At 44.4% G+C, this 14,040-nt stretch carries 10 protein-coding genes; 5 read left to right on the forward strand and 5 right to left on the reverse strand.

Translation table 11 applies throughout. The annotated features are described in order from the left end of the window. Nucleotides 1–31 precede the first annotated feature (31 nt). Nucleotides 32–1,606, forward strand: coding sequence for a B12-binding domain-containing radical SAM protein (locus tag ACP2WE_RS17295; RefSeq protein WP_425216864.1), 1,575 nt, complete (start codon nt 32–34; stop codon nt 1,604–1,606). Between the two features lie 72 nt (nt 1,607–1,678). Here the strand turns inward: ACP2WE_RS17295 and ACP2WE_RS17300 are convergent, their stop codons facing one another. Continuing rightward, a complete protein-coding gene (locus tag ACP2WE_RS17300; RefSeq protein ID WP_425216797.1) occupies nt 1,679–1,888 on the reverse strand; it encodes an HNH endonuclease in 210 nt (69 codons plus the stop codon). Between the two features lie 144 nt (nt 1,889–2,032). Continuing rightward, nucleotides 2,033–2,644, reverse strand: a complete 612-nt coding sequence (locus tag ACP2WE_RS17305) for a GNAT family N-acetyltransferase (protein WP_425216798.1) — start codon at nt 2,642–2,644, stop codon at nt 2,033–2,035. 388 nt (nt 2,645–3,032) lie between these two features. Here ACP2WE_RS17305 and ACP2WE_RS17310 point away from each other — a divergent pair, with 388 nt between their 5' ends. Next, nucleotides 3,033–5,144 (forward strand): EAL domain-containing protein, encoded by a 2,112-nt coding sequence (locus tag ACP2WE_RS17310; RefSeq protein ID WP_425216799.1) that lies wholly within the window; start codon nt 3,033–3,035, stop codon nt 5,142–5,144. Between the two features lie 29 nt (nt 5,145–5,173). Here ACP2WE_RS17310 and ACP2WE_RS17315 read toward each other — a convergent pair whose 3' ends face one another. After that, nucleotides 5,174–7,255 (reverse strand): FAD-dependent oxidoreductase, encoded by a 2,082-nt coding sequence (locus ACP2WE_RS17315; protein WP_425216800.1) that lies wholly within the window; start codon nt 7,253–7,255, stop codon nt 5,174–5,176. A 123-nt stretch (nt 7,256–7,378) separates the two neighbouring features. Here ACP2WE_RS17315 and ACP2WE_RS17320 point away from each other — a divergent pair, with 123 nt between their 5' ends. Both ACP2WE_RS17320 and ACP2WE_RS17325 read left to right on the forward strand, forming a co-directional pair. Then, nucleotides 7,379–7,996, forward strand: a complete 618-nt coding sequence (locus ACP2WE_RS17320; RefSeq protein WP_425216801.1) for a Uma2 family endonuclease — start codon at nt 7,379–7,381, stop codon at nt 7,994–7,996. A gap of 693 nt (nt 7,997–8,689) precedes the next feature. Continuing rightward, nucleotides 8,690–10,807, forward strand: coding sequence for a sugar transferase (locus ACP2WE_RS17325; RefSeq protein ID WP_425216802.1), 2,118 nt, complete (start codon nt 8,690–8,692; stop codon nt 10,805–10,807). A gap of 40 nt (nt 10,808–10,847) precedes the next feature. Here the strand turns inward: ACP2WE_RS17325 and ACP2WE_RS17330 are convergent, their stop codons facing one another. Beyond that, nucleotides 10,848–11,690 (reverse strand): PIG-L deacetylase family protein, encoded by an 843-nt coding sequence (locus tag ACP2WE_RS17330; protein WP_425216803.1) that lies wholly within the window; start codon nt 11,688–11,690, stop codon nt 10,848–10,850. Between the two features lie 59 nt (nt 11,691–11,749). Further along, a complete protein-coding gene (locus ACP2WE_RS17335; protein WP_425216804.1) occupies nt 11,750–12,826 on the reverse strand; it encodes a glycosyltransferase family 4 protein in 1,077 nt (358 codons plus the stop codon). A 156-nt stretch (nt 12,827–12,982) separates the two neighbouring features. Between ACP2WE_RS17335 and ACP2WE_RS17340 the strand changes: the two genes are divergently transcribed. Next, on the forward strand, nt 12,983–14,038 hold the full coding sequence (locus tag ACP2WE_RS17340) for a polysaccharide biosynthesis/export family protein (protein WP_425216805.1): 1,056 nt from the start codon (nt 12,983–12,985) through the stop codon (nt 14,036–14,038). Nucleotides 14,039–14,040: the final 2 nt, after the last annotated feature.

Genomic DNA, 14,040 nt, shown 5'->3' on the forward strand with positions numbered 1-14,040 from the left:
TCGCGCTACATCTAATTCCGATGCAATTCCGATGGTGTTTGCATTCCCCAATACCTACACGGTGGGAATCACTAGCCTAGGCTATCAAGTTGTCTGGGCAAACTTGGCAACGCGATCAGAAGTAGAAGTTAGTCGCTGGTTTACCGATGCCCACGAACCCCTGCCCAGAGCGCCCGAACTTCTAGGCTTTTCTTTTTCATGGGAATTAGACTATGTCAATATTCTCAATGCTCTCACGAGTTTGGGAATTCCGATTAATGCCCGAGATCGCACAGCGGAACATCCTCTAGTATTTGGGGGGGGACCCGTATTGACAGCCAATCCCGAGCCCTTTGCCGATTGGTTTGATTTTGTCCTATTAGGCGATGGCGAAGAATTGCTGGGCAAGATGTTGACTGCCTATCAAACCGTCAGAAAAGCGAATCGCCAAGAGCAACTTCTCGATCTCGCTCAAGTGGCGGGCATTTACGTACCCAGCCTTTATCAAGTTACCTATCTTGCAAGTGACGGTGCGATCGCAGCGATTCAACCGATCGATTCGCAGGTTCCAGCTACGGTTGAGAAGCAAACCTATAGGGGGAATACGCTCTCCAGTTCCACGATTGTAACCGATAAAGCCGCATGGGAAAGTATCTATATGGTAGAGGTGGTGCGAAGTTGTCCCGAAATGTGTCGGTTTTGCCTCGCCAGTTATCTCACCCTGCCATTTAGAACACCCAGTGCTACAGATAGCCTCATTCCTGCGATCGAACGGGGACTCAAAGTCACAAATCGACTAGGTTTGCTCGGTGCTTCGATTACCCAACATCCAGAATTTGATACCCTATTGGATTTTATCGCTCGACCTCAGTACGACTCGGTGCGCTTGAGTTTGGCTTCCGTACGCACGAATACGCTCTCGCTGAAGTTGGCTCAGACTTTGACCAGTCGAGATAGCCGTTCGGTGACAATCGCTGTAGAGAGCGGTTCGGAACGCCTGCGCCAAATCATCAACAAGAAACTGCATAACGATGAAATTTATGAAGCAGCCGCGAATGCTCAAGCGGGAGGCTTAAGTGCGCTCAAACTCTACGGTATGGTTGGCGTACCCGAAGAAATCGATCGCGACATCGAGCAAACGATTGAAATGTTAAAAGCCCTTAAAAAGCTCGCGCCTAAACTCAGGATTTCCTTTGGCTGTAGTACCTTTGTGCCTAAAGCGCACACACCTTGGCAGTGGATGCCTGTTAGCACCAGTGCCGATAAGAAATTGAAATACCTGCAAAAGCAGTTAGCACCCAAGGGTATTGAATTTCGACCAGAGGGCTATAAAGATTCGGTGATTCAAGCCTTAATCTCTAGAGGCGATCGACGTTTGCAATTGGTGTTGCGACTTGCCTATGCCTATAGTGGGGGTGAAGTTCCCAGTGATGGTATGTACAAACGCGCCTTTAAGGAATTACGAGGGCAACTTCCATCGCTCGATTGGTTTGTGCATCAAACTTGGTCAAGCGATCGCATTTTGCCTTGGCAACATCTTCAGGGTGCTTTGCCTGTCGGCACCTTGTTAAAGCATCTGGCTTCATCGCTAGAAGTTAAATCGGCGTCTGAATTCATTCATTCTTAATTTATCGTTCTTATGATTTTTTTGCAATCGCAGTGGAAATCTCTACTCCATTACAAAGTTTTTAGTAATAAACTACCCCGTCCGCTTGTGGACGGGATAGTTCATGCGGGAGTGAGATTCACTACTTGAATCAAGATCGATCCCACTGATACGAGTTCCTTTGCGAAGATTACAAGACCGACAAGCAAGGGCTAGATTTGATTCATCCTTATAAACAGATTGCTGTTTTCCCAATTGTAAATCTACAACTGGAACTACTTCGCCTTCAATTTTTAAACTCAAATCGCCAGACTGAAAAATGCCTTTGGGATTTCTTAACTCAGGTATGGGTTCATTATCAAAGTTAGGTATAAAATTAACTCGGAGCTTTTTAGGTGCTTAAACTATCTCAACTATAGCGATATAGCCTAGAATCGTAGGAGCAATTCATGAATTACCCCCACAAATAGGATTGCTATACTTCACGTAGCAATCGTGCAACAGGTGAAAAAGCTGGATGAACATTCTGGTAGATTTTGGGAACAGACAAAATTGAAGAAAGTCCCTAAAGTTTTTCACCATACTTAAAGAAATCCCACCAACTCGGTTCTTGATTTCACTGCCGACCACTGGTATAAAACCAGCTCGTTCGTATAGGCGCAATACTGGGTTTTCGGCGCGGACGCTGAGCGAAACTTCTGAATATCTAGTCTTTGCTGCCGCTAATACCAAATCTAAGAGCTGCGTACCAATCCCCTTGCCGCGATGTTCGGGCAAAACAGCCATAGCTAACTCAGGTGTTGTGTTGCGTACAAATCCAAACCCTCGATCAGTAGTCGTCCATAAGCGCAGCCATGCGGCACCAAGCGCGCGATCGCTACGAAGATCGATTGCAACCATGCCAAGATCGCCATCCCGTCCCCAATTTTCGGCATACCTTGTTAGCAAAGCTTGGCTTTCGATCGCCTTGAGGGTCTGTTCGTGAGCGGCATACATCAACATCTGCCACACAATGTCGCGATCGCGAGAGGTAAGATCGCGAAAAAGCAAATTTCTCATGATTAAAAACACTAAAGGGTTGTTTCTATTTCCTAGGTTGATATAATCTACTTTGATATGATGGTCGCTAATTAAATACCCCAATCTAGACACTGTAAGTCTTGTTTAGAATGATACGTATGATCGTCCCTTAAGCTAAAGGTTTAGATTTGTTTAATTATTTATTTTTTTGCTATTCAGTAAGATGTCGGCAGGTTTAGGAAACACCCTGATTTACTCTGACTTTAAGCTACTTTTAGGTAAAGATTTCTAGGTAAAGCAAAACGTTCTAAAGTTCCAAGATAAGAACTTAACTATAATATGCAAGTAAAATACCAATGAAAAGCAGGTAAAGTTTAGGAGGTGAGCTAAGACGAATGTATAAGGCAATCCATCTAAGAATGATTTAATGTTAGATAATTCAAGCTTGAGACTGGGTATAAGAGAGGTTTTGCAAGTGCAACAGACAGAGGATATTACTCTACTAGAAGACAAACACCTCTATCAATTTCTGATTATAGAAGATATCCAAGGTGTGCGCAAAATTTTACTAAACTCTACCACCTATTCCATTGGGCGCAATCCTTCGAACGGTATCGTACTGTACTCTAATTTAGTTTCACGTCAGCACGCTACCCTCCTACGTGTACCCATACCCAAAAAGTCCCTACAACTCTTTCGGATTATTGACGGCAATTTACAGGGTGAGCGCAGCAGAAATGGCATCTTGATTAATGGCAAGCGCAAACTCTCACATATTCTGGCTCATGGTGATGAAATCGTTTTTAGTAAAGACACTAAAGCAGTCTATCAAGTGTCTTCTAACTTTGCAGAAATAGCCTCACCCAGCGATGATGCCACGATCGCTATTTCTGAAGATGAGCTAGCGGTCTATAACGAGGAATTCTTGTCTCGACTGGCATCGATACCTGAGTTAAATCCCAACCCTATTATTGAAATCGATCTTTCAGGAGAAATTACCTATCTCAATCCTGCTGCTGTAAAGCAGTTTCCAAATCTTGATGCATTAGGTTCTCAGCACCCCACACTACAAGGTTTGTTGTCAAGAGTTACCAGTCTGCAAAATGGCAGTCAAGAATTTTTTGTGCGTGAGGTGGAAATTAACGAACGCGTAATCGAACAATTTGTCCACTTTATCCAATGTAGCGATTTGATTCGCATCTATGTGGCAGATATTACAGAACGCAAGCGATCGCAGGAAATCATTCAATATCAGGCATCCCATGATTCGCTGACGGGATTGCCTAACCGCAAGTACATGAATGATTTCTTAACATTAGCCCTGGCTCAAGCTGAGCGAACTGCCGAGAGAATTGCCGTGGTGTTTTTCGATCTAGATCGATTTAAACTGATCAACGACTCTCTAGGACATAGTACGGGCGATCAGCTTCTGAAATCTGTGTGCGATCGCCTCAAACACTACCTCCCACAAGGCGATCTACTGGCGAGATGGGGAGGCGATGAATTTATTTTGGTGTTGCGTCATATTACTTCGCCAGAGCAAGCCCTCAAGGTGGCGCAAAAGGTAACTAAAATTCTCGAACCGCCTTTCGAGTGTGATGGTCACGAGTTACATATCAGCACGAGCATGGGCATTAGCTTATATCCTTTTGACGGCAAAGATGTGGACACATTAATGAAAAATGCTGATGTTGCCATGTACCGCGCCAAGGATAGCGGTCGCAATAATTGCCAGCTCTATAAGTCAATCATGCACGAAAACACCTTCAAGCGATTATCTATGGAAAATCGTTTGTGTAAGGCGATCGAGAATGATGAATTGTTGGTTTACTATCAACCGCAGGTAAATTTAGAACTCGGGAAAGTCGTTGGAGTGGAAGCCTTGATGCGCTGGCAGCATCCAACCTTAGGACTTTTGCCACCCAATCAGTTTATCCCACTTGCAGAGGAGACGGGATTAATTGTTTCCATTGGCTATTGGTTGCTCAAGCACGCATGCGCGCAAAGCCAAGCATGGCAGTTGGCGGGAATTCCTCCTTTGCGATTAGGTATCAATCTATCGCTTCGACAATTCCGACAAAAGGATTTTATCGAAAAACTATCTCAAACGCTTGAAGAAACTGGATTCGATCCTAATTTCTTAGATCTGGAATTAACCGAAAGCATTGTGATGGAAAATGTTGACGAAAGTATCACCAGACTGAGAAAGCTACGAGATATGGGGATCAGTCTCTCCATTGACGACTTTGGTACGGGATATTCTTCACTCAGCTATCTCAAATCTCTACCCATCAATGTTTTAAAAATCGATCAATCCTTTGTCCGAGATATTACAGAGAACCTCTACGATCAAGCGATCGCTATTTCTATCATTACCCTTGCCCATAAACTTAAGTTGAACGTAATTGCCGAAGGCATAGAGACAAAGGAACAGATGGAGCTATTGCGATCGTTTGGCTGCCATGAAATGCAGGGCTACCTATTTAACCGACCCATTCCATCCGATGAGCTTATGGAATTGCTGAGAGCCAAGGATTAAATCAATGGGATTGGGTTCTTGCCTAACAACTACCAAACTTTCCAGTCTTCCCAACTTAAGTTAAACACAGAAGTGTCTGGGAAAGCAGTCGGGTTGCCATTTTTCTCTAAGCGATCGCGTAATTCCATCAGTTCGGGTTTGACTCTAGGCATATCCTCAACCAACTGAAAGGGTGGGATTCCCTTTTCTAGCGCAAAAGAAACGGTTGTACCCGCAGCCGCACCCACTGACCATTCAAAGGAATGGACGCGGTAGGCAGCAGCAGCAATATTGCTTACGGCAATGCTTTTACTTGCCACGATCAAATTATCAATCTTTTGTGGAATCATCGCCCGCAACGGAATCTGAGCGGGGAAAGCCATGCCATGGGCTTGTCGCACGCCAGCTCTTTCTGTATTTCCTTTTGCCTCAGGTGGAGACAGAGTCATGCAGGGATGGAAGTCGATCGCATACTGAGAAATTCCCACAGCATCAGGATAAATACTCGAACGGGTGCGGCGTGAAATTTGCTCGAGCGATGCACCTCGAATTGCCACAACGGACTCTAAACCTGCAAGCGCAACCCACATATCGCGATACATCTTGGGCGTAAGGTTTTGGCGATAATAATCTTCGCGATAGTCGTGCCGAGAGATATCCAACTCGCTTACCGTAAAGCCATCCGCATAGCCAAAAGATGGACGACCGACAATCCTTCTACCTTCGCGGATATAGGGGTACTTCGACAAGCCATGTATGGTTCCCATTGGCGAATTTAGTCCCGTTAATAGGAGGTGGTTAGGGTATGGCTTTTTGACCCCATCACCCAAATGGGAGTCGGTCGTGCCTGCCACCAACCAGTAATAGAAACCTAAGGCAATTTCCTCTCCTTTGCGGAGGGTTTCTGTACGCAATCCTCCCATCCAACTACCGGGGGCGAGTTGACCTAGTTGCTGTAACTGCTCGCGGCTGTAGATCAGATTATCCTCGGATGTGCCAGGTCGATAGTCATTTCCCCACACCCAATTTTGCATGGAGATATCCTGTGGGGCTGGGGCTCCCACCCGAAAAACCGTAGCTTTCGGACGACTCTCGGCATTGGGAGCCCAGATGCGGCGATAGGTAAACACCGAGTCAAAATCAAACTTGTTCGGCTTAGGGTCGTAGCTATAGTAAGACAGATACCGATCGTAAAAACTAGGCTTGGTTTGGGGCTGAGGCTGCTCGGTTTGCTGCAAGGCAAAGGTATAGGTAAAACCCTGGGTGCAGAACGGATCGCCTGCGACCGAAGGAGAAGAGGGATTGAGATGGGAAAGCGGATCGATACCTAGACGATAGGGAACATCGGCAAGCGCAATGATTTCACCCGTTTCGGTGGCTTCCACCACGTACCATTTAGGCGCAGAGGAGGATTTGGTTTTAGCAGAAGGCTTAGCCGTGAAATGGAGAATCGTCTTGGTCAGTCGAGGTGAATTTTCATAGCGATAGGCATCCTCGATAATCGCAGAGAGAGGCTCGGTATTGAGCGCTGGAGTATTGGGCGCTGCACGATGTTGGATCGCGATCGCACCATCAATAATTTTGCCATCTGCACTAACTTCTAGTTCCTTGATCGTCGTGTTGGGAAACCACTTGAGCTGCCCGCCCCCTTTCTTGGCTGCACCATCGAGAATCTCAAATAGCAACTTATTGGCATCCGATGGAATAAAACAAGAGGCACTCACCCAACAATCACCTGGATTGATCTTGCCATAGTAATTTAAAAGGCTGTCGCGCAGTTCTTTATAGCCACGCGCGTAGAATAGGAGCAATCGCTGTTTTTTAGACTCATCTAATGCCGAAGTTCCCTGAGAAGTAAGCTGTCCACCAATCCAATCGGTAATATCGGTAACGCAAACCGTGCGTCCTGCCAGCAAAGCTTCGTAGGCTGTTGCCGTACCCGCCAAACCACCCCCTACAATGAGGATTTCACACTCAACGTTTTGGTCAGGGGTGCGTGGAGGCGCAGCAAGGGCAGAGGTACCTGTGGCGATCGCTAAGCTAAGACCGAGGGGAACGGATGCGATCGCTTGCCAAGGCTTTGTCCAATGTAGGGAAATCAGCTTACCAATCTGCTTGCTAAATGGTGACATTAGTTTTCTCAGAGACTTTTTGAGGGCTAAACGAAAACAATATAGCAATTTCTGTGGCAAACTTGAAATATCTGAGATTCTACGAAACTTTTACCAAAGCTTATTTTTTGGAGGAATTCAGAGATGGTTGCTGAAATACAAGTCAAGACACTGGCTGACATTCCACAAACCTACGCAACTGAGGTGGTTGCCGAGCATCGCGTGCTGCTTCATAACGTTAGCTGGGAGACCTTTGAGTGCTTGCTCGCGGAATCTGGGGATAGTCGTAGCACTCGCTTTTATTATCTCGATGGAACATTAGAAATTATGTACCCACTATCGCTGCATGAAGGGAGCAATCGTTTTATCGAAAAACTTCTGACCATCATTGCGGATGAACTCGATATAGATATGCGAAACCTTGGTTCGCTATTGATGAAAATCAAACAACAAAAGCTGGGCGGCGAACCTGATTCCTGTTACTACATTCAAAACGAACCTGCTATCAGGGGGAAAGAAGATATTGTCGTAGGAGAAGATCCACCTCCCGATCTGGTTCTCGAAGTTGATATTACCAGTCCATCCGATCGCCGTTTGCCAATTTTGCGCGTCTTGGTGTACCTGAGTTGTGGCGCTATGACGGCTACGAACTTCTATTTTATACCTTGCAAAATGGTGAGTATGAGCGTGTGGAGCAAAGCCTATCGTTTCCTTGGCTACCTGCGGCGATCGTGGTGGAATACATGCAAAAGCGTTTGCTGATTAGTGAGACTAGGGCACTGCGAGAGTTTAGGTATCAAATGTCAAGGATTTTGCGTGTCGCGACAGATTAATGTCGGGTAATTGACGCGCAAGGGCATTTCAAACTTTCGTAGGAAACGCTTCGCGAACGCAAACTTTAATCCGCGCCAAGAAGCGATCGCAACGACAAGGTTAGATCGCTGAGACAAAAGCACAGAAAAAAGTTAAGTTGACTGAGAGCGAGCAGTAGCAGCCTGACGACGATAGCTATCTGACTTGATTTCGAGGATCGCACCGTGATAAATGAGTCTATCCACTTTTAATGAAATTAGTGCTTACGAACTAGAAGTGGAATATCAAGATGAGAAATTCACGGAATGGAACCGATTGGATGTTAAACTGGGTATAAGAGGGATGTAGTAAGTAAATGGGCGTTCGAATGTCAGATCTTTCGTTTTGGAGCTAATGGGCATGAGTTCTTCCATGTGAGAACCTTTTACAACAACTCCATGTCCCCAAATTGGAGCTTCTTTTTCCCATATAGACAGCAATCCTCCCTAGTATCACAGGTATATGTGAAAAATCTATGCGAATATTAGTGGAATTCCCTAAAAAATCAGGCAGCAAATAGCTATTTCACCAACTGATGCCCCAAACGAATTAGAATTGCTATATATTCGTTTTGCCATTGCAAAATAAGTCAAGGAAAAGGCTATGCTTTTCATTACAGTTGGAACAGAGCAATATCAATTCGATGCCTTGATGAGATGGATCGAATTACTTAGAAAGTACCAACTAATTACAGAAGAAATTGCTATACAATATGGGGCTTCCACGTTCTTTCCTAATGGTGCAAGAGTTTATCAGGTTTTACCCGAACAAGAGTTTCAAACGCTGATCGAGAGTGCGAGGCTAATTATCGGTCACTGTGGTGAAGGAACAGCTCAACTATTGGAAGGTTTGGATAAACCATACGTTCTCATACCTCGATCGCATCGATTTCGAGAACATGTTGACAACCATCAAATGGAGATGGCTGAGGCTTTTGAGCAAAGAGGGATCCCGATCGCGCGATCTCCAGGCGATCTAGTCAAGTTTATTAAGCTAACTCAAACCTCAAAAATCAACCTCTGTGATGCAGAGGAAACACAACTATGTGAATATCTACAAGAACGTTACCAACCTCAAAAATTGATGTTGATTTGCTCTTCGGGTGGACACTTTAAGTATATGCAAAGTCTGAAACCCTTTTGGGAAGCCTGTAGCGATCGCGCTTGGGTAACATTTCGCACGGGTACAACGGAGAGTGAGATTGCAGACTTCAAGAGATATTGGGCGCATAGTCCAACAAATCGCAACATTCCCAACCTCATTCGCAACTTGTTTTTGGCTTTTAAGGTAGTGCGCAATCAGTTACCCGATTTAATAATTTCCACGGGGGCGGGCGTTGCGGTTCCATTTTTATTAGCAGCTAAATGGCTTGCCAAAAGCAAGGTTGTTTTTATTGAATCAAAAACACGATTAAAAGACATTAGCTTATCGGCTCGGATTTTGCAGAAATTCGGTGCGCTCGATCTGCTTGTGGTCAGAAGTGAAGCGATTGCAAATATCTATCCTAAGGTTGTTTATATTCCAGTTGGAGATGAATACTCGGTCGATCCAACCAAAGATTTCAAACAAGCCAAGGTCGTTTTATTTGATCATATGGCTTTTATTTCCACTCCCGAAAAATTAAACTTTTTGACAGCAAGGGAGTTTTTTAATGATTTTAAAACCTTATGCAATCCTGATGATTCGCTTGCGAAGATTACGATCGATATGAGCGGCACTCGATTTATCGATAGTGCTGGTTTAGGCGCTTTAGTGAATTGTCTTAAACAAGCTACCGCAAATGGAACTGAACTGGTGCTATGGAGCGTGATTGACGCTATCATTTCGCTGCTTGCAGTCACCTCTTTAAGTAACGTTTTTGCGATCGAACCAGCTTCCCAAACTTTCCGTTTCTCAAAATATGATTGGAGAGATCGAGACAAAAAAATTAATCCCCTAGACTCTTTCTCACACAGTATTTGGAAAGCCCTAAAGAAAATTCCTATTGTAAATATTTTACTTATCCCCTTAAAATTTCTATGTCCGGCAATTGATATTGACCCAAACATCGATTTACATCCCTCTGTACGCAATCCGATTAAGCGTGCGATCGATATTATCGGAGCGCTCGTAGGTCTATTCATTACTGGAATCCTATTTATTCCAATCGCGATCGCGATTGCAAAAGAAAGTAAAGGTGGCATCTTGTTTGGACAACAACGATGCGGTTTGCTCAGCAAGCCCTTTCGGATTTGGAAATTTCGCTCGATGGTCAAAAATGCAGAGGAATTGAAAAACAAAGTACAAAATCAAATTGATGCAGGTACGCAATCGCAAGATGTTTCTGACAATAAATTCTTTAAGAATGAGCGCGATCCTCGCGTTACTAAAACTGGGAGTTTTTTGCGTAAGACAAGCCTTGATGAGCTTCCGCAGTTTTGGAATGTCTTGACTGGCGATATGAGTCTCGTAGGAACGCGCCCTCCGACTTTCAATGAAATCAGCGCCTATGAATTGGAAGTAGAATACAAACAAGAGAGATTTACGGAATGGAATCGACTAGATGTTAAACCTGGTATGACGGGCGTGTGGCAGGTGAATGGTCGTTCGAGTGTTAGATCCTTCGCTGAAGTCGTAAACTTCGATCTTGAATACCGTAAAAACTGGAGTATTTGGTATGACCTGCAACTGATTGTCAAAACAATTCTTGTTCTGTTCGATCGCAAAAATAAAGCTGTATAGATCCCTCCCTAATCTTGCTGTTTTCCCTTTTCACGCTTGTTTATCCTTTCTGAATTATTTGTCCGTTGTTTCTTGACTGACTAAAATCAAGTTTCAAATCGTCTTTAAAATAAATTTCGTAAGGAAGGTGAAACTGTTTGAGAAAGGCAGAGGGCAGAACTTGATGTTGGGATTTGTAAACAGCGATCGCCGCATTTTTTTGAGCCTGTACTGACCTGATCTCTAAGCGGTAGGGACGACGAATTGATTTAAGCGTTAGGTTCCAAAATAAGGCTCTGAACCAAAATATCCAGATGGGATATTGCCATAGTTCTATGGCTCGATCTGTAGAAGTCCGATCTACAAGAGAAATAGCTGTTTTCACCAATGAATAAGTTGCCTCGTGATCGATATGGGCATCTTGGGCATGGGGAACATAGACTGCCTGAGGTTGATAGGTTTGCAGTAAACCTACAATTTGCTGGATTAGATCCTGTCTTTCTGAATCTGGCAGTTTTTGTAACTCGCCATCGGGTTGTTCGAGAAAATCAATTTTGCTTGGATCTAGACCTAGTGCTGATAAAGCCGCGATCGCTTCAAGCTTGCGACCTTGAATTAATTCTGCTTGTTGTGCGGGAGTATAACCTGCATGAGACCCCTTCCCATCTGTGACAAATACCACTCGGACAGGTATATTTTGCTGGCATTTTAGTGCGATCAAACCACCACAGCCAAACACTTCATCATCTTGGTGAGGCGCAAATACAATGACTGACCGATCTGTTAAGGGCAAAGGATGACATTGACGCTCGATCGCCCAATAGCGAACCAAGCCAAGATGGAGCGTTCTCAACCAGTCTAAAAATCTATCTCGCGATCGACGATATAGCATTCTAATTTTCATTAATTTGCGATCCTATATTTATGTTGTATAGCAAAGTCCCGCGCCTCTAGCGAGAGGTATTAATGCTTAAGTACTTCCAAAATCAACTCTTCCCATTTTGAAATATAGACTTCCAAGCTATGCCTTACCGATTCTCGCGATCGCTTGCCGATTTCTCTCAAAGTAGTTTTGGGTAACGCGCCGATCTGCGCGATCGCCTGAGCCAGCACTTCAGGATTTTCTGGGGGAACGAGAACACCATAATCAGCCTCTAGACTGGGAGATGACCCAACTAAAATCTGCTCCACCAAACCACCTACAGTACAGGCAATCACAGGTCTGGCGGCGGCTTTTGCTTCCATGCAAACAATACCCCAAGCTTCGCGCCGAGAGGGAATCACTACCACATCACATTTTTGTAAAAACTGCGCTACATCCTTAACAATACCGACAAATTCAATGTTGTTTGAACTATGGGCTAATGCTTTTAGATGGTCTTCTTGATCTCCATACCCGCCTATATAAAGTTTGACAGTTAAGTCGGGAAGTAAAGATGGAACGCGTTTAATCGACTCAATCAAGATGTCAAAGCCTTTTTCAGGGGCAAAGCGACCATAAGTCCCTAGTGACAAGCTGGATGGCAAGGCCTCGGCTTCAGGATTAGAGATTTCAGAAGCGGAGATTTCGGGAACCTCAAGCATCCGATCTAGTGCCCTTGCAGGGGTGACTATTTTAAGCTTTTTCGGATTTACTAAACGATGTTGGTACATCCAATTGGCTTGTGCTTGAGAAACGGCGATTACACGATCGGCGATCGCATAGGATAGCCAAAGCATCAAATGAAATCTCAAAGGGGAAGGCACTTTGACTTCAAAACTATCATTGTAATGATGCTCGTAGATCGCTATTTTGCTAAACCATTTGAGACAAAATAGTTTCGGAATGGCTGACCACGAGCAAGCCGTATGAAATACAATCAAATCGGGCTTAAGAGAATTTCCCCTCAATTGTTGTATTGCCTGATTTGTAAACAGTGTGGAAAAATGAAACTCTTGACTCAATCGAGAGTTCAATAAGACCTCTAAAGCTGTCCGTACCCCTCCTACGTCGGTATCCGTAATTAGATGCAAGATATTACGTTTGATTGAAGGTCTCATTTGCAGTCACCATGTTTTTATAAGAATTTGTGGCTTTTAGACATAGAAAGAAGAAAGATTAAGGCTATAGAAAAATACTTTACTTATCTTCTATTGTTTGGATCGACTTTGCTATGCGTTAAACTGATTCTGTATGTAATGAATTGGGAAACACATATGACAGATGTGATAAGTAGAGTCGCGATCTGCTCAGGACTGCTACTAATTCCAACTATACTACCTGCCCCTACAAATGCTCTACCCCTTTCGGCAGGCGATCGCATTAGTATCACAATCCCCTTTGGCGAACCGTTTACAGGTAGCTATGAAGTTAACCTAGACGGTACGTTGAAACTTCCGTATCTTAAGCCTCTTTCTGTTTCTGGTTTGGAACCTACTGAGGTCGAGCAAAAACTTTACACAATTCTGACAACGGAACGCTATTTTCAACCTAATTTTTTGCGCGTGAGCGTGGCAGTTCTTGACTGGGCTCCCGTTCAAGTTGTAGTAAGTGGAGCTGTCTACGAGCCAAGTCGAGTTTTAATTAACCAGCCCAATAAAGACGAACAGCGAACTCCTAAGCTGACTTTTATCTCTGGCGACTATGCACCAAAACGTTACCTAACCTCGGCAATTCAAGGATCGGGCGGGATAACTCCCTACGCAGATATCAAAAATATTCAGGTGTTTCGCGGCGATCGCGAAATTACGATCGATCTTTCTGGCATATTTACAGGCGAACCCGTGCAAGACCTGCCCTTGATTGCTGGCGATCGTGTCATCGTACCCACCCTTGATAAATTTCAAAACGAACTGATGCGACCCACGCAAATTACACCACCAGGCGTGAAAGTGCTTTTGTCAAACCTAACTGTACCTGCTACTAGTAATGCTAGTGCCAGCGTTAATAAAGATTCTACTGGGTTTCCCTATGGGGCGCGCTTTTCTCAAGCGGTTGTCGCTGCCAACTGTGCGGGTGGAACTCCGTCCACCAATGCCAATCGTCGAGCCGTGCTCGTACATACCGATCGCTTAACCGGGAAAACCTATACATACGATCGTAGTATAGAAGAGCTATTAAGAGACTCTACAGATAACACAAATAATCCGTTTTTACAGTCTGATGATGGGGTGGCTTGCTATGATTCATCTGTAAGTGATGTTCGCGATATTACTCGCTCGATTTTAGATTTTATCAATCCCTTTGCTGCAATCATTAACCTGTTTAAGTAATG

It is taken from the genome of Tumidithrix helvetica PCC 7403, assembly GCF_965232925.1.
Classification (GTDB): domain Bacteria; phylum Cyanobacteriota; class Cyanobacteriia; order Pseudanabaenales; family Pseudanabaenaceae; genus Tumidithrix; species Tumidithrix helvetica.